Source organism: Pseudomonas sp. CFBP 13727 (assembly GCF_014841915.1).
GTDB lineage: Bacteria > Pseudomonadota > Gammaproteobacteria > Pseudomonadales > Pseudomonadaceae > Aquipseudomonas > Aquipseudomonas baltica.
On the sequence record NZ_JACYUT010000008.1, the window covers coordinates 41,548 to 57,578 of the forward strand.

Here is a 16,031-nt window from a genome sequence, read left to right on the forward strand (position 1 = left end):
TGCTTGTGAAGAAGACGGTGATGATTCAAAGCGTGACGGGAGTCAATTGCTGCCCGCGCCATTCGAATGGGACGGGGGCCAACACCTGGTCGATGTTCGACTCGCGCCAAAGCTGGTCAAGACTCACCCCTGCGCCTGGATGCACCAACTCTGGCGCGATCAATGCCAATGGCCACAGTACGAACGCATTTTTCAGAATTTCGGCACGGGGCAGGACCAGTCCGTCGAAGTTGCCGACCAGGTCGCCGTACAGCAATACATCGATATCCAACGGCAGACCTTTGCGCTCCGGGGCGTAGCGGCCATTGTCGGCTTCGATGAACTTCAACCGACGATCCAGTGCGATCAACGGCAAGTCGGTCAGCCCGGTTACTACCAGATTGAAGAACGGGCCGCTCTTGATGCCCACCGGCTGGCTTTCGAATACCGCTGAACAGCGCATGTCCATGAGCAAGGACGCCAACGCATCGAGCCCCGCGCACAGATGGCGTTCACGGTCGATGTTGCTGCCCAGGCCCAGGTAGATTCTATTCAGCGACATCCGCGCTCGATCTCCACGCCGACACCTTGCGCCGCCGCGACGGCACCCGGCTTGGTGACCTTGAGCCGCAGCCAGGGGATGCCGAATTCGCTCATCAACAGCTGGGCCAGACGTTCGGCGAACGTCTCGACCAGTTCGAAGCGAGCCTGCGCGGCAAATGCCTGGACGCGCTGCGACACCGTCGCATAGTCGAGGGCCAGGGTAAGGTCGTCGCCAGCCGCAGCCGGGCGGTTGTCCCAGGCGAACACCAGGTCCAGACGCAGGCACTGACTAATGTCACGCTCCCAGTCGTAGGCGCCGATCACCGTGTCGACCTCCAGACCTTCGATAAACACTCTGTCCAAGCACTTCACTCCGCAGCACGACAAGGGCGCCAGGCGCCGTTAGAATCAAGGGTTTCCAGACCCGGAAATAGTAAGCATGTTCTGGTTGCTGGCGCTTGGCGCCTACCTGCTCGGCTCGCTGTCCTTCGCTATCGTGCTCAGTCGCGCGACGGGCACTCCCGACCCGCGAATGAGCGGTTCGGGCAACGCCGGGGCAACCAACATGCTGCGCCTGGCCGGTAAAAAGCTCGCCATCCTCACTCTGCTGGGCGACTTGTGCAAGGGTTTGCTGCCGGTGCTGGCCGCCGCCTGGGCCGGGATGACACTTGGGCAGCAAGCCTGGATCGGGCTCTGCGCGGTGATCGGCCACCTGTTCCCGCTGTATTTCCGCTTCAAGGGCGGCAAGGGCGTGGCCACCTCCGCTGGCCTGCTGCTGGGGCTGTACCCACCCGCTGCGCTGCTGGCAATGCTTGCCTGGGCGCTGACCTTTCGGCTCACCCGCACCAGTTCGCTGGCGGCCCTGATCGCCACGCCCCTGACCCTGCCGTTGCTGGCCTGGCAGCGCCCTGAGGCGCTGCTGCCTATGAGCGTGCTGACGGTGCTGGTGATCTGGCGTCACCGCGGTAACCTGCGCGATTTGTTCGCCGGCCGCGAGCGTCACTTCTGAGCGGGCTGGCCAGCATATTCAGAGCGGTGGCAACTGCTCCATTGGCCAACGCGCCTGGACACTGATCGCCAGGGTTTCCTGCTGGCCGGCCAACAGCCGCTGACAACCAGCATAGGCGATCATTGCGCCGTTATCCGTACAGAACTGCGGACGGGCGTAATAGACATTGCCACCCAGTTCACCCAGCATTTTTTCCAGGCCCTGGCGCAGCGACTGGTTGGCACTCACCCCGCCGGCAATCACCAGGCGCTTGAGGCCGGTCTGCTTCAAGGCGCGACGGCATTTGTAGGTCAGGGTATCGACCACTGCCTGCTCGAAGGCCAGGGAGATGTCGCAGCGGGTCTGCTCGCCGTCGTCTCCGGCGCTGCGGCACTGCTGCCAGGTGTTGAGGGCGAAGGTCTTCAAGCCGCTGAAGCTGAAATCCAGGCCAGGGCGGTCGCACATCGGTCGGGGGAAGGTAAAGCGCCCCGCCACACCCTGCCTGGCCAGGCGGGCAATCTCCGGGCCACCCGGGTAATTCAGGCCGATCAGCTTGGCGGTCTTGTCGAAGGCTTCCCCGGCGGCATCGTCCAGGGTCTCGCCGAGCAAGGCGTACTGGCCGATGCCGTCGACCTGCACCAATTGCGTATGGCCGCCGGACACCAGCAGAGCGACGAACGGAAACTGTGGCGGTTGCTCTTCCAGCATGGGCGCCAATAGGTGGCCTTCCATGTGATGAACGCCCAGGGCTGGTATGTCCCAGGCGAACGCCAGCGCCTGCGCACAGGAGGCACCTACCAGCAGCGCCCCGACCAGGCCGGGGCCGGCCGTGTAGGCGATGGCGTCGATCTCGGTTGCCGCGCAGTCGGCTTCGGCCAAGACCTGGCGGATCAACGGCAGCATGCGTTTGACGTGATCGCGCGAGGCAAGCTCGGGCACGACCCCGCCATAGGCGCGATGCAGGTCGATCTGGCTGAACAGCGCGTCGGCCAGCAGGCCGCGTTCGCTGTCGTATAATGCGACACCGGTTTCGTCGCAGGACGTTTCCAATCCCAGTACTAGCATGGCCAGGCCTTGTGGAGCTCTATTCGAAGGCGCGCATGATAGTCGTCGAACAAGGCACCGACCAGCGGTTTTCGATCAGAGGCTTTGCATTCCTGTCGGGTAAGGGTTAACATCCGCAACCCTTAAAAACCGACGTACTTATGCGCGATTTTGCCATGAGATGTCGACCCCGGTAATGAATGAAGGTAGCTCTGGATGCCAGCCGTCAAAGTTAAAGAGAACGAACCCTTCGACGTAGCTCTGCGTCGTTTCAAGCGCTCCTGCGAAAAAGCCGGTGTACTGGCTGAAGTTCGTAGCCGCGAATTTTACGAGAAGCCGACTTCGGAGCGTAAGCGCAAGGCAGCAGCCGCTGTCAAACGCCACGCCAAGAAAGTCCAGCGCGAACAGCGCCGCGCCGTTCGTCTGTACTAATACACAGACGTTCGTTGCAAGCTTCTGCCTTGCCCGGCCCACAGCCGGGCTGCCGGCAGTTGCAGCAGTACCCCGCCTCAACCGTCAGAACTGGTTTCATCGCCAGATCGTGCGCGTCATTCTGACGAGCCTTGCAAGGCTGCAGACGAGCACACTTATTCTTTTGGTAACGCCCTGCTTCGACTGCTGCCCCCGGGCTCCGTTGAACGTACAGACGTTTCCGATACAGAAATCTGCGCTGCAACACCTGCCAGACCGATTTCCAATGGGTACACTTCCGCTCCTGGGCTGCTGATAAAGAGAACGCCATGGCCGGGCTGATTCCCCAAGGCTTCATCGACGACCTGCTCAACCGCACCGATATCGTCGATGTCGTGCAGTCTCGCCTGCAAATGAAGAAAGCCGGCAAGAACTACACCGCCTGCTGCCCGTTCCACAAGGAAAAGACTCCCTCGTTCAGCGTCAGCCCCGACAAGCAGTTCTATTACTGTTTTGGCTGCGGCGCAGGCGGCAATGCCCTTGGCTTCATCATGGACCACGACAACCTGGACTTCCCCCAGGCCGTCGAGGAACTGGCCAAGGCCGCAGGCATGGAAGTGCCGCGCGAAGACAGCGGGCGCAACAGCAAGCCTCGCCAGCCCACCGACTCACCGCTGTACCCCTTGCTTGAAGCTGCCGCGCAGTTCTACCGCATGGCGCTCAAGGGGCATGCGCAACGTCGCGCGGCAGTCGACTACCTCAAGGGTCGGGGCCTGTCCGGCGAGATCGCCCGCGATTTCGGCCTGGGCTTCGCCCCGCCCGGCTGGGACAACCTGTTCAAGCACCTGAGCAGCGACAGCCTGCAACAGAAAGCCATGATCGACGCCGGCCTGCTGGTGGAGAACGCCGACTCCGGCAAGCGCTACGACCGTTTTCGCGACCGCGTGATGTTCCCCATCCGCGACAGCCGCGGACGGGTCATCGCCTTCGGTGGCCGCGTGCTCGGTGACGACAAGCCCAAGTACCTGAACTCGCCGGAGACCCCGGTGTTCCACAAGGGCCAGGAGCTGTACGGCCTTTACGAAGCACGCAAGCACAACCGCAACCTCGACGAGATCATCGTCGTGGAAGGCTACATGGACGTCATTGCCCTGGCCCAGCAAGGCCTGCGCAATGCCGTCGCGACCCTGGGCACGGCCACCAGCGAGGAACATCTCAAGCGCCTGTTCCGCGTGGTGCCCAGCGTGCTGTTCTGCTTCGACGGCGACCAGGCCGGCCGCAATGCCGCCTGGCGCGCACTGGAAGCTGCACTGCCGAGCCTGCAGGATGGGCGCAAGGCGCGCTTCCTGTTTCTGCCCGAAGGCGAAGACCCAGATACTCTGGTGCGCTCTGAGGGAACAGACGCCTTCCGCGCCCGCATCAACCAGCACGCACAGCCGCTGGCCGACTATTTTTTCCAGCAGTTGACCGAAGAAGCCGATCCGCGCTCGCTCGAAGGCAAGGCGCACATGGCGACACTGGCTGCGCCGCTGATCGACAAGGTGCCCGGCGCCAATCTGCGCACGTTGATGCGCAACCGCCTGAGCCAGATCACCGGCTTGAGCGGCGAGGCTGTCAGCCAGCTGGTGCAAAGCGCCCCTGCCGCACCGATGCCCAGCCATGATCCGCTGGCCGATTACGATTCAATGCCGGGTTATTCGCCCGACTTCAGTGACTTTCATGCGCCGCCGGCCTTCGAACCACAGCAACAATGGACATCGGCCAAGCCAGGCGGGAAGAAATGGGAAGGCAAGCCCTGGAAGGGCAAAGGCAAGCGTGATTTCGAGCCGCGCCCGCAGCCGCGCACGCCGGTGACCGTCGAGCCGCCTACCTTGAGCGCGCTGCGAACCTTGCTGCACTACCCGCAACTGGCGGAAAAGGTCGAGGACGTCAGCCATTTTGCCGATGAAGAACAGGTACACGCGCAGTTGCTGGTGGCATTGCTCGAAGCCCTGCAGAAGAATCCTAAGCTACGCTCTCTGCAGTTGATCGCGCGCTGGCACGGCACCGAACAGGGCAAGCTGCTGCGAGCACTGGCCGAGAAAGAATGGCTGATCGATGCCGATAACCTTGAACAACAGTTTTTCGACACTATAACTAGCTTGTCCGCTCGCCAACGCGAGCGTTGTCTCGAGCATTTGCTCAGAAAATCAAGACAGAGTGAACTGAGCGCAGAGGAAAAGAATCAACTGCGCGAGCTACTCAGCCGCAATGTTCACGCACAAACCCCGACCTCAACTGGCGCGTGAGGTCCTAGCTCGGGTATAATCCTCGGCTTGTTTTTTGCCCGCCAAGACCTTCAGTGGATAGGGTGTTATGTCCGGAAAAGCGCAACAGCAGTCTCGTATCAAAGAGTTGATCACCCGTGGTCGTGAGCAGGGTTACCTGACTTACGCCGAGGTCAACGATCACCTGCCCGAGGATATTTCAGATCCGGAGCAGGTGGAAGACATCATCCGCATGATCAACGACATGGGGATCAACGTATTCGAGAGTGCTCCGGATGCGGATGCCCTTTTGTTGGCCGAAGCCGATACCGACGAAGCGGCGGCCGAAGAGGCCGCTGCCGCGTTGGCCGCGGTCGAGACCGACATCGGTCGCACGACCGACCCGGTGCGCATGTACATGCGCGAAATGGGTACGGTCGAGCTGCTCACGCGTGAAGGCGAAATCGAAATCGCCAAACGTATCGAAGAGGGCATCCGTGAAGTGATGGGCGCAATTGCGCACTTCCCCGGCACGGTCGAGCACATCCTCAGCGAATACGATCGTGTGACCACCGAGGGCGGCCGCCTGTCCGACGTGCTCAGCGGCTACATCGACCCGGACGAAGGCATTGCGCCGCCGGCCGAGGTACCGCCGCCGGTCGAGAAATCGGCCGACAAGGCCGATGGCAAGGACGACGACGAAGAGGAAGCCGACAGCGACGACGAGGACGAAGTCGAAAGCGGTCCGGATCCCGTCATCGCCCAGCAGCGCTTCGGCGCCGTGTCCGACCAGCTCGCCGTCACTTTGAAGGCTCTGAAGAAGCATGGCCGTCACAGCAAGCAAGGCATTGCCGAGATGCTGCTGCTGGCCGAGCTGTTCATGCCGATCAAGCTGGTGCCCAAGCAGTTCGAAGGCTTGGTGGAGCGTGTTCGTGGTGCTCTGGAGCGTCTGCGTCAGCAGGAACGCGCCATCATGCAGCTGTGCGTGCGTGATGCACGCATGCCGCGTGCCGACTTCCTGCGCCAGTTTCCCGGCAACGAAGTCGACCAGACCTGGAGCGATGCCCTGGCCAACGGCAAGGCGAAGTACGCCGAAGCCATCGGTCGCCTGCAGGCCGACATCCAACGCTGCCAGCAGAAGCTGAGCGTGCTGGAAGCGGAAACCGGCCTGACCATCGCCGAGATCAAGGACATCAACCGTCGCATGTCGATCGGCGAAGCCAAGGCGCGTCGGGCGAAGAAAGAGATGGTCGAGGCCAACCTGCGCCTGGTGATCTCGATTGCCAAGAAGTACACCAACCGTGGCCTGCAGTTCCTCGACCTGATCCAGGAAGGCAACATCGGCTTGATGAAGGCGGTGGACAAGTTCGAATACCGTCGCGGCTACAAGTTCTCGACGTACGCCACCTGGTGGATTCGTCAGGCCATCACTCGCTCGATCGCCGACCAGGCGCGCACCATCCGTATTCCGGTGCACATGATCGAGACCATCAACAAGCTCAACCGCATTTCGCGGCAGATGCTGCAGGAGATGGGTCGCGAGCCTACGCCTGAAGAGCTGGGCGAGCGCATGGAGATGCCCGAGGACAAGATCCGCAAGGTCTTGAAGATCGCCAAGGAGCCTATCTCCATGGAGACGCCGATTGGTGACGACGAAGACTCCCACCTGGGTGACTTCATCGAAGACTCCACCATGCAGTCGCCGATCGACGTGGCCACCGTGGAGAGCCTCAAGGAAGCCACGCGCGAAGTGCTGGGCGGCCTTACTGCACGGGAAGCCAAGGTGCTGCGCATGCGTTTCGGCATCGACATGAACACCGACCACACCCTCGAGGAAGTCGGCAAGCAGTTCGATGTTACCCGCGAGCGTATCCGCCAGATCGAAGCCAAGGCGCTGCGCAAGCTGCGTCACCCGACCAGAAGCGAGCACCTGCGCTCGTTCCTCGACGAATAAGCTTCTGCGACGAGCACCACCAGAACCCCCGGCCCTGTCGGGGGTTTTGCATCATGGACCGATGGCCTTCAAGTTTGTTATCACCCCCTCTTCCCGCTGGCCGCCGCGCCCGACTACACTGGCCTTTTCTGCGCTGGTCCAACGAGGCTGCCATGCATCGACTGCCGGCACTTGTGCTGCTGACTTCGCTCGCCGGGCCAGCCATCGCCGACACCCCTCCTCCCGCTGGCTACCCGCCAGGGCAACTTGAACGTGCGTCGTTGCACACCGACGGCGCAAACGCGCGCCCTGCGTTCGCAGCGCTTGCAAGCGACCGCGCGCCGTCGCTGGACGAGGAGACTGTGGCCGATGCCGCGCCCGCGCGCGACTGGTACAACACCCTGATCTACGGTCTGCCAGGGCTGGTTATGTTGGTGATTGCCCTGGGCGTGGTGATCCGCATCAACCGTCGCCTGACCTCGGAGATCAGCCAGCGCATTGCCCTGGAGCATGAGCTGCGCAGCAGCGAATACCATTACCGCGGCTTGGTCGAGAGCCTTTCGGCCATCGCCTGGGAAGCCGACACCTCCGACTACACCTACAGTTACGTCTCGCCCCATGCCGAGGCCCTGCTGGGCTACCCTCTGCAGAGCTGGCTGGAGCCGGGCTTCTGGCAGCGCATCCTGCACCCCGAGGACGCCCGCCGAGCGCGCGCCTACTGCTCGGAACAGACCGCCGCAGGCGTCGGACATGCCCTTGAATACCGGGTGATCACCGCCGACGGACGCAGCCTGTGGGTACGCGACATCGTCAGCCTGATCAAGCATGACCTGCGCCCGGTGATGCGCGGCCTGATGATCGACATCAGCGAAACCAAGAAGATCGAGGAGGCCCAGCGCCTGTCCGAGCAGAAATTCGCCTCGGTGTTCCGCCAGTGCCCCGACATCCTGGTCATCGCGCGGCTCAGCGACGGCTGCCTGCTGGAGGTCAACGAGGCCTTCGAAGAGCAGATCGGCCTCAAGGCGCCTCAGGTGGTCGGACGCCGCGCCGCCGAGCTGGATATCTGGGGCGTGGACGGCGTGGCACCGCGCTTGCTCAAGCGCCTGCAGGGCGGCAGCGTGCGCAACCTGGAGATGACCTTTCGCCGCGACAACGGCCAGCGCTTCACCGGCCTGCTCTCGGCCGAGCCGTTCGAACTGGAAACCACCGCTGCTCTGGTCGTGGTGGTGCGCGACATCAGCGAGCTGAAGCAGACCCAGCAACGCCTGCAGATTTCCGAAGAGAAATTCGCCAAGGCGTTCCACGCCTCGCCCGACGGTATGCTGCTGACCCGGCAGAGCGACGGGCTGCTGATCGAGGTCAACGAAGGCTTCAGCATCATGACCGGGCACAAGAGCAAGACCTCGCTGGATCGCTCGACCCTGGAGCTGGGCATCTGGGCCGACCCCAACGAGCGCAAGCGGCTATTGGAGAAACTGCAGCGGCAAGGCTTCGTTCGCGACTTCGCCTGCCGTATTCGGCGCATCGATGGCCAGGTGCGACTCTGTGAGGTGTCGGTGCGCCCGCTGCCGATCGGCGGCGACGCTTGCATGCTGACAATTGCCCGCGACATCACCGAGCGCCACCAGATGCAGCACAAGCTGGCGCTGGCGGCGACCGTGTTCGAGAGCACCGCCGAGGGCGTGCTGATCACCGACACCCAGCAGCGCATCAGCATGGTCAACCGCGCCTTCACCGAGATCACTGGCTTCAGCGAACAGGAGGTGCTGGGGCAGACCCCTCGCCTGCTCGCCTCGGGCCAGCACGACAGCGCGTTCTACATCGCCATGTGGCATCGGCTGGCGGCCGAAGGGCATTGGCAGGGCGAGATCTGCAACCGGCGCAAGAACGGCGAGCTGTACCCCAGCTGGCTGACCATCAGCTCGGTGCGCAACGGCGACGAAGCGATCACCCATTTCGTAGCCGTGTTCGCCGACATTTCCAGCCTCAAACACGCCCAGGCGCGGCTGGACTATCAGGCCCATCACGACCCCCTGACCGGCCTGCCCAACCGCACCCTGTTCGAAAGCCGGTTGGCCGCCGCCCTGGCCAGCCAGACCGAAACCGGCGGCCAGGGCGCGGTGCTGTTCCTCGATCTCGACCGTTTCAAACACATCAACGACAGCCTTGGCCACCCGGTGGGCGACCTGCTGCTCAAGGGCATCGCCCAGCGTCTCAAGGAGCAAGTGCGCGACATCGACACCGTGGCGCGCCTGGGCGGCGACGAGTTCATCATCCTGCTGCCGGGCCTGGCCCACGCCAGCGATGCCGAGCATATCGCCGCCAAGGTCCTGGCCTGCTTTACTGCGCCGTTCCAGGCCGGCGACCACGAGTTCTTCACCAGCGCCAGCATCGGCACCAGCCTGTATCCGCAGGACGGCAGCGACGTCGCCACCCTGGTCAAGAACGCCGATGCCGCCATGTACCGCTCCAAGGCCAAGGGCCGCAACCGGGTGGAGAGCTACACCCGCGACCTCACCACCCAGGCCACCACCCGCATCGCGCTGGAGCACGAGCTGCGCCGCGCCATCGAGCGCGACGAGCTGAGCCTGAGCTACCAGCCCAAGTTCAGCATCGACACCCACAGCCTGGTGGGCGCCGAAGCGCTGATCCGCTGGAAGCACCCCAACTTCGGCGACGTGCCGCCCGAGCAATTCATTTCGCTGGCCGAAGAGAACGGGATGATCCTGCAGCTCGGCGATTGGGTGCTGGAACAGGCCTGTCGACAGATGTGCGAGTGGAAACGGCTGTACCACGAGTTTGGTCCGCTGTCGGTCAACCTCGCCGGCGCCCAGCTGCGCCAACCCAACCTGCTCAAGCGCATCGAAGGCCTGCTGGCCGACAGCGGCCTGCGCCCGCAGTCGCTGCAGCTGGAGATTACCGAAAACTTCATCATGAGCCAGGCCGAAGAAGCCCTGGTGGTGCTGCACCAGCTCAAGCACCTGGGCGTACAGCTGGCCATCGACGACTTCGGCACTGGCTACTCCTCGCTGAGCTACCTCAAGCGCCTGCCGCTGGACATCCTCAAGATCGACCAGTCGTTCGTCCGCGGCCTGCCCGACGACCCCCACGATGCCGCCATCGTGCGGGCCATCATCGCGCTGGGCCGCAGCATGCAACTGACCGTCATCGCCGAAGGCGTGGAAACCCCCGCACAGCAGGCATTCCTCGCCCGCGAAGGCTGCGAGCAGATCCAAGGCTACCTCGTCAGCCTGCCCCTGCCCCCCGAGCGCTTCGCCGCGACCTTTCTTCGTATGCGCCTTTCGGATTTTTCGGATAGCACTCCCTTCAATCCATCGCTATAATCGGCGGCCTTCTGGGGCCTATAGCTCAGTTGGTTAGAGCAGGGGACTCATAATCCCTTGGTCGCAGGTTCGAGTCCTGCTGGGCCCACCATACTCAAAGCCGCGCACTGCGCGGCTTTTTGCCATCTACGAAAAAACAGCTGGACTGGTCCTATGGTCCACAGGCACAAATTCAGTACAGTGCTAATGCAACGGTACGTTTTTGGAGCAGAAATAAGATGGCCACCATCGTCAAAACAGACGCTGGCACTTGGAAAGCCTTGGTGCGGAAAACCGGCTGGCCTGTTAATGCGAAGACTTTTCGTACAAAGCGTGATGCCGAAGACTGGGCTCGTCGCACAGAAGATGAAATGGTTAGAGGCGTATACATTCAGCGAAGTGGCTCAGAGCGCATGAAATTGGCCATGGCGTTGAAACGCTATTTGGCCGAGATTAGCCCGACCAAAAAGCCGACCACCCAGCGTGCTGAGTCCACCAAGGCTCAGCAACTGATTAGCCATCTGGGGAAATACTCAATGGCGGCGCTGTCAGCAGAAATCATCGCTAATTACCGGGATACGCGCTTGGCCTCAACCACCAATCGCGGTAAGCCAGCGAGCAACCACACCGTGCGCCTAGAACTCGCCCTCCTGAGCCACCTGTATACCGTGGCCATTCAGGAATGGGGGCTGGCGCTAAGCTTCAACCCAGTGCTAAATATCCGCAAGCCAAGCCCAGGTGAAGGCCGCGACCGTCGCTTATCTGCTGAGGAGAAGCGTCGCTTGCTAGCTGCAGTCAACGCGCACAGCAACCCTATGCTCGGCTGGATCGTTCGTATCGCTCTGGAGACCGGCATGCGGTCATCAGAGATAACGTCGCTACGTCGACATCAGGTCGATCTGAAAAAGCGTGTTGCGCGACTCTCAGATACGAAAAATGACAGCGCTCGTACCGTGCCGCTGTCCCGTCTAGCGACTGACATGTTCCAGCTAGCCATGAACAATCCAATCCGCCCGATTGATTGCGATCTAGTGTTCTTTGGTGAGCCAGGTAAAGAGGGTAAGCGCAGCGCCTATGCTTTTACGAAAACTTGGGGCACGCTTAAAACCAAGCTGGGAATGCCGGATCTGCGCTTTCATGACTTGCCCCATGAAGCAGTCAGCCGATTGGTAGAGGGCGGGCTCTCTGATCAGGAGGTGTCTGCCATAAGCGGGCATAAGTCGATGCAGATGCTCAAGCGCTACACACACCTGCGCGCAGAAGACCTTGTCGGAAAATTGGATAAGCTAGAGGCAAGAAACCCCTGACTTAGCAACTATCTGGGCCCGCCCATCCGTTGCCTTGGAGGTGGTCAGCAGCGTGTTGGATATTAGCAAACCAGCGTGCAGCCGCGGGTGGTGGAGATTTGCCCAAAGCTCCAGCTGGCGTTATCCAACGGGCGGCTAACGTGCTTGCAGCACAATCCTCATGCCCGAGGCTGCTCAGCGGGCGCGCACGCACATTGTCTTAACACCGATGGTACAAGGATCGCTTTTTAAGGATAATGTCGTCCAATAGGGACATTGCCAATCTACGTAGGAATTTTATGAAGATCCGTATCCCAGCACTGAAAGTTCACCAGTGGCTTCCTGAGTGGGACAAAGTCTCTTGGGATGATGGTCATCATCGATCGACTCCACCAAAAAACTTTATGGTTTTGTCGATGAAAGCGGGAGATCTACGGCGCCTTTCTGCCATTTACCGTCGAGAAGCAGAAGGAATACCTAGAACGGAGGATCTCGGCATTCAGCGTCGTCATGATAAAAAACGATCTGAAAATATCAAGCAATTCGTCAAATACGGTTATCCCTATTGTGATCTGACGAAGCACAACCAAGAGTCTGGTGAGCACGAAACTTTGAGGAAGCCCGGCTGGCTTCCAACAGGCATTGTGATCAATATCCTCAAAGCTGGGGATACCCGAATGGGGAAGGCAGTTGCTTCAGACGATCTGATAGATATTCAAGATATGACCGACAAGCTTGCAGAGCTATCGTACTCTCAAAGCATGACAGCGGATGATTGGGAGCCAAGCGGTATTGCACCGGTAGAGGTTATAGACGGTCAACACCGGTTATGGGCGTTTGATGATTCGGATTTCGCACCTGATTTCGAAATGCCTGTAATCGCTTTTTATGGTCTTGATATCAGCTGGCAGGCCTATTTATTCTGGTCGATAAATATCAAGCCGGTGAAAATCAATACAAGCTTAGCGTTTGATATGTACCCACTTCTCCGAGCAGAGGATTGGCTAGAGAAAGAAGGGCATAAGGTATACAAGGAGGCTCGTGCGCAGGAATTGGTTGAAACACTGTGGATACATCCTGATAGCCCATGGAGAAACCGCATCGACATGCTCGCGACCCCTAATAACCCTTATGTTCGACAGGCGGCATGGATTCGGACCATTATTAGCTCCTTCATAAAACCCGTCGACACCAAAAAAAGCTCGGGCGGGTTGTTTGGAGCGATCAAAAATACAAATAGTGAAGTACTCCCTTGGAACAGGGCCCAACAGGCTGCGTTCCTGATCTATGTGGGCAAAGAGCTATACTCGGAGATTCGCAAAGCAGATGCCGATTGGGCTAAGGCACTGCGAGAAGATCACGCACCCGACATGCTCGACCACGACTTCGAGCCGGCAATGTTTGGAAAGAAAACTTTCTTAAATACTGACCAAGGCATTCGCGCGCTCTGCTTGGTGGTCAACGATATTTTCATTAGCCATCTGGGAGAGTGGAGACTCTATGAGTGGCACCCGGTCGATGAATACGGCAATAGTTCCGAGGAAGTAGTCCGTAGGGAGTTGCAAAATATCGCCGGTCTGCCTATTGCTGGCGTAATTCATAGACTGGCGCAAAGCTTGGCTTCGTTCGACTGGCGAACCTCAACCGCCCCAGGCCTGGATAGAGATCAAATCAGTCTGCGCAAGGGCTTCAAGGGCAGCGGGGGGTATGTGGATCTAAAACGTTTGATATTGGAGCATATCGCAGAGGATGCGATTGCAGGGGATATTTCTGAGGCCGCCGCAGCGGTTTTGAAGTTCTGAAAGGGGCAAGGGAATGTTGGGCGCAGCAGAACAGTTGAAGTTCAATTTGGCTTCCCCGAGCAGTATCGCCAACGCTTTGAGTCGTGCGTCGGCCAACTTCCCCGCGGAATCTTTTTTAGCTAGCAGCAATGGCTATCAGGTTGGCGTGGGCGAATCGGTAAAAAAACTTATAAAAACAGCGATTGGGCCTTTGAGGGCGCCGGAGCTGGTTGAGTCGATTGCGGTTTCTTCCATTCTACATTTGTTTGACGGCTGGTCTTACTTGGCGCAAGCGCTTCGCGCGACATTCCGAAACGATGATGCCATCGCCCGGCACTTGGCTTACTACGGCGAATTAAGGGCGTCACTCTCAATTTTAGCGTCGTACGGCGTTGGAATTTTTAGCACCACGCATGTCGTAATCGATGCTGCGGAAGACGTACATAAATTTTCCAAAGAGGGTACACACCAAGTCGCTTGGTCAGCCCTTGAGGCCTGGGGTAAAACACCTTATTCGGGAGCATTGATAGGCGCGGAAATTCAGGCATTTGGCCACAGCATGGCTGACTGGATCATGGTGTTCCAAGGGACATCAACCCCTAGCTTGATAGGGGCTGATTGGGTAGAAAATTGGGGAATAGATTTGAGTGCGTTCTCATCAGATCGGGCAACGCGGAATGAAGTGTCCTATGGTGTCGATTTCGATCATTCAAAAGCGTGTCACACCCCCAGAACAATCGAACCCTGGTTGCGGGAGCTCTGGCTCACGTCTGAACCTGGAGCAGCCTCATTCGAGCTTTTAGACAGATACCTAGTCCGTTCGACCCTCGAGGGTATTTATAATACAAAATTCAAGGACCAACTCCACACTCCAGAACAGTCCACAGCTGACCTGCGTGAAAAAATGCTGGATGCTTGCATAGCGATAGGCCAAGACTCAGATGATATCGTAGACTTCTTTATACGAGACGTATGTAAAGAAGACCTGTTGGTAATGAACTTGGCTCGAGCGCGCTCCGCTGTTCAGGATCCGCTTCAATATCAAGAGGTAATGTCTAGGACTTACCTATTGTTGAGGTTAGCGACCGCTTCCGTTGGCTCATTATTGCGAGAGGCGAGCCTCAGTTCAAACGACCTTGCATTCTGGTGGGTTAAGACGAGCGAAGCTTCAGGGCTCTGGGACAGTGGGCTCGGACTGACAACGGCAGAAGAGGTCAAGGATCTTTGGGCGGACACGTTATTGTCACTAGATGAGCTTAGTGACTGCATAGCAGGGAATCCAACCGATGCAGATAGTTGGTTCTTTTTTAACACTAACATCCCGAATGATTTAGAGATTCTATCTCGGATGGAAAAAGTCGCTTTGTGGGGTATCTCGTGATCGGTGGTATTGTGCAGCCATTTTTGAAGTGGGCAGGAGGGAAGCGATGGCTAGTAGAAAAACACATAAATTCCTTTCCGTGCGGTTTTAACTCTTACTTTGAGCCTTTTCTTGGGAGCGGTGCCGTATTTTTCTCACTAAGGCCTGAAATCGCTATTCTGTCCGATCTAAATGAAGATCTCGTGGACACTTATTGTGCAATTCGCGATGACTGGGAACAAGTTTACACTGCGCTGAAACGGCATCACACCCAACATTCTGCCGAGCATTATTATAAAGTAAGGTCTTCAAAGCCACGCACCCCACACACAAGGGCGGCACAATTCATTTATTTAAACCGGACTTGCTGGAATGGCTTGTACCGGGTCAATTTGAATGGCGATTTCAATGTTCCGATAGGAACAAAAAAAAATGTTATCCTTGATACCGATGACTTTGCGGCAGTCTCTCAATTGCTAGGCTCGACAGAAATCATGGTCTGCGATTTCGAGGAGACGGTCGAAAGGGCGGGACCTGGCGACTTGATCTTTGCTGATCCCCCGTATACCGTTAAACATAATTTAAACGGGTTCGTGAAATATAATGAAAAGATATTTAGCTGGCAGGATCAAGAGCGTCTCAGCGAAGCGTTGACACGAGCATCGGCTCGCGGTTGCTACATCGTTGCTACGAATGCGCATCATCCTGCGGTGGTAGACCTCTACCAAGACTTCACATTGCAGTCGCTAGATCGTTCTAGTGTCATTGCAGCGTCTGCAGCTGGTCGTGGTCGCTATGCCGAGCTGTTCATCACCAATTTCTCCTAACCAAAGTGACTAACTGCTAGGCCGCTAGATGTCGACAGCAGATCTGGCCCCGTATTATTTTGCAGTCAACTTAGTATTTCACGGCGCCTAGCAGCAACAGCCCAGGCACTTCATCCTGGCAATGCTTGTCTGATTGATCTTGTTCGGCCCTCGATACTACGGGGGCGGACTTTCTCCACCCAACTCCCGCTACCGTTTGTGTGTATTTAAACAATGGTCAAATGCCATGCAATTAAAGCCCCCGCCCCAAACCATTTTCATACCTTAAAGCCTCAGGCGCTTCATCACCGACTGCAATCCCGCCGCGACA

General features: G+C 58.7%; 12 protein-coding genes and 1 tRNA gene. 10 read left to right on the top strand and 3 right to left on the bottom strand.

The annotated features are described in order from the left end of the window. Positions 1-25: 25 nt before the first annotated feature. Together folK and folB are read right to left on the bottom strand one after the other, a co-directional pair. Positions 26-541: a 2-amino-4-hydroxy-6-hydroxymethyldihydropteridine diphosphokinase gene (folK, locus tag IFT76_RS20315; RefSeq protein WP_192060044.1), complete on the bottom strand. Its 516-nt coding sequence runs from the start codon at positions 539-541 to the stop codon at positions 26-28. Then, the gene (gene folB / locus IFT76_RS20320) at positions 532-885 is read right to left on the bottom strand and encodes a dihydroneopterin aldolase (RefSeq protein ID WP_192060046.1); all 354 of its coding nucleotides are present in this window, start codon (positions 883-885) and stop codon (positions 532-534) included. The genes folK and folB overlap by 10 nt, the downstream gene beginning before the upstream one ends. A gap of 76 nt (positions 886-961) precedes the next feature. Between folB and plsY the strand changes: the two genes are divergently transcribed. Next, positions 962-1,531: a glycerol-3-phosphate 1-O-acyltransferase PlsY gene (gene plsY, locus IFT76_RS20325; protein ID WP_192060048.1), complete on the top strand. Its 570-nt coding sequence runs from the start codon at positions 962-964 to the stop codon at positions 1,529-1,531. A gap of 18 nt (positions 1,532-1,549) precedes the next feature. Here plsY and tsaD read toward each other — a convergent pair whose 3' ends face one another. After that, positions 1,550-2,575, bottom strand: a complete 1,026-nt coding sequence (gene tsaD, locus IFT76_RS20330; protein ID WP_122477133.1) for a tRNA (adenosine(37)-N6)-threonylcarbamoyltransferase complex transferase subunit TsaD — start codon at positions 2,573-2,575, stop codon at positions 1,550-1,552. 195 nt (positions 2,576-2,770) lie between these two features. On the opposite strand from tsaD, the gene rpsU reads away from it, so the two are divergent. From rpsU to IFT76_RS20375, 9 genes are all read left to right on the top strand, one after another. Then, on the top strand, positions 2,771-2,986 hold the full coding sequence (rpsU, locus tag IFT76_RS20335; RefSeq protein WP_002551877.1) for a 30S ribosomal protein S21: 216 nt from the start codon (positions 2,771-2,773) through the stop codon (positions 2,984-2,986). A gap of 308 nt (positions 2,987-3,294) precedes the next feature. Beyond that, on the top strand, positions 3,295-5,253 hold the full coding sequence (gene dnaG, locus IFT76_RS20340) for a DNA primase (RefSeq protein WP_122477131.1): 1,959 nt from the start codon (positions 3,295-3,297) through the stop codon (positions 5,251-5,253). Positions 5,254-5,320: 67 nt separating this feature from the next. Further along, positions 5,321-7,165: an RNA polymerase sigma factor RpoD gene (gene rpoD, locus IFT76_RS20345; protein ID WP_192060050.1), complete on the top strand. Its 1,845-nt coding sequence runs from the start codon at positions 5,321-5,323 to the stop codon at positions 7,163-7,165. Positions 7,166-7,317: 152 nt separating this feature from the next. Further along, a complete protein-coding gene (locus IFT76_RS20350; RefSeq protein ID WP_244647991.1) occupies positions 7,318-10,488 on the top strand; it encodes a bifunctional diguanylate cyclase/phosphodiesterase in 3,171 nt (1,056 codons plus the stop codon). Positions 10,489-10,502: 14 nt separating this feature from the next. Then, a tRNA-Ile gene (locus tag IFT76_RS20355) sits at positions 10,503-10,579 on the top strand. A 127-nt stretch (positions 10,580-10,706) separates the two neighbouring features. Then, positions 10,707-11,774, top strand: a complete 1,068-nt coding sequence (locus IFT76_RS20360) for a site-specific integrase (protein ID WP_192060052.1) — start codon at positions 10,707-10,709, stop codon at positions 11,772-11,774. A 278-nt stretch (positions 11,775-12,052) separates the two neighbouring features. Beyond that, positions 12,053-13,555: a DGQHR domain-containing protein gene (locus IFT76_RS20365; RefSeq protein ID WP_192060054.1), complete on the top strand. Its 1,503-nt coding sequence runs from the start codon at positions 12,053-12,055 to the stop codon at positions 13,553-13,555. Positions 13,556-13,568: 13 nt separating this feature from the next. Further along, complete coding sequence (locus tag IFT76_RS20370; RefSeq protein WP_192060056.1) at positions 13,569-14,915, top strand: hypothetical protein; 1,347 nt, start codon at positions 13,569-13,571, stop codon at positions 14,913-14,915. Beyond that, on the top strand, positions 14,912-15,721 hold the full coding sequence (locus IFT76_RS20375; protein ID WP_192060058.1) for a Dam family site-specific DNA-(adenine-N6)-methyltransferase: 810 nt from the start codon (positions 14,912-14,914) through the stop codon (positions 15,719-15,721). Before IFT76_RS20370 ends, IFT76_RS20375 begins: the two co-directional genes overlap by 4 nt. Positions 15,722-16,031: the final 310 nt, after the last annotated feature.

Excerpts from the sequence above, each read along its gene's own strand:
- folK (WP_192060044.1), bottom strand. The coding sequence starts at position 541 with ATGTCGCTGAATAGAATCTACCTGGGCCTGGGCAGCAACATCGACCGT.
- plsY (WP_192060048.1), top strand. The coding sequence starts at position 962 with ATGTTCTGGTTGCTGGCGCTTGGCGCCTACCTGCTCGGCTCGCTGTCC.
- tsaD (WP_122477133.1), bottom strand. The coding sequence starts at position 2,575 with ATGCTAGTACTGGGATTGGAAACGTCCTGCGACGAAACCGGTGTCGCA.
- rpsU (WP_002551877.1), top strand. The coding sequence starts at position 2,771 with ATGCCAGCCGTCAAAGTTAAAGAGAACGAACCCTTCGACGTAGCTCTG.
- dnaG (WP_122477131.1), top strand. The coding sequence starts at position 3,295 with ATGGCCGGGCTGATTCCCCAAGGCTTCATCGACGACCTGCTCAACCGC.
- rpoD (WP_192060050.1), top strand. The coding sequence starts at position 5,321 with ATGTCCGGAAAAGCGCAACAGCAGTCTCGTATCAAAGAGTTGATCACC.
- IFT76_RS20350 (WP_244647991.1), top strand. The coding sequence starts at position 7,318 with ATGCATCGACTGCCGGCACTTGTGCTGCTGACTTCGCTCGCCGGGCCA.
- IFT76_RS20360 (WP_192060052.1), top strand. The coding sequence starts at position 10,707 with ATGGCCACCATCGTCAAAACAGACGCTGGCACTTGGAAAGCCTTGGTG.
- IFT76_RS20365 (WP_192060054.1), top strand. The coding sequence starts at position 12,053 with ATGAAGATCCGTATCCCAGCACTGAAAGTTCACCAGTGGCTTCCTGAG.
- IFT76_RS20370 (WP_192060056.1), top strand. The coding sequence starts at position 13,569 with ATGTTGGGCGCAGCAGAACAGTTGAAGTTCAATTTGGCTTCCCCGAGC.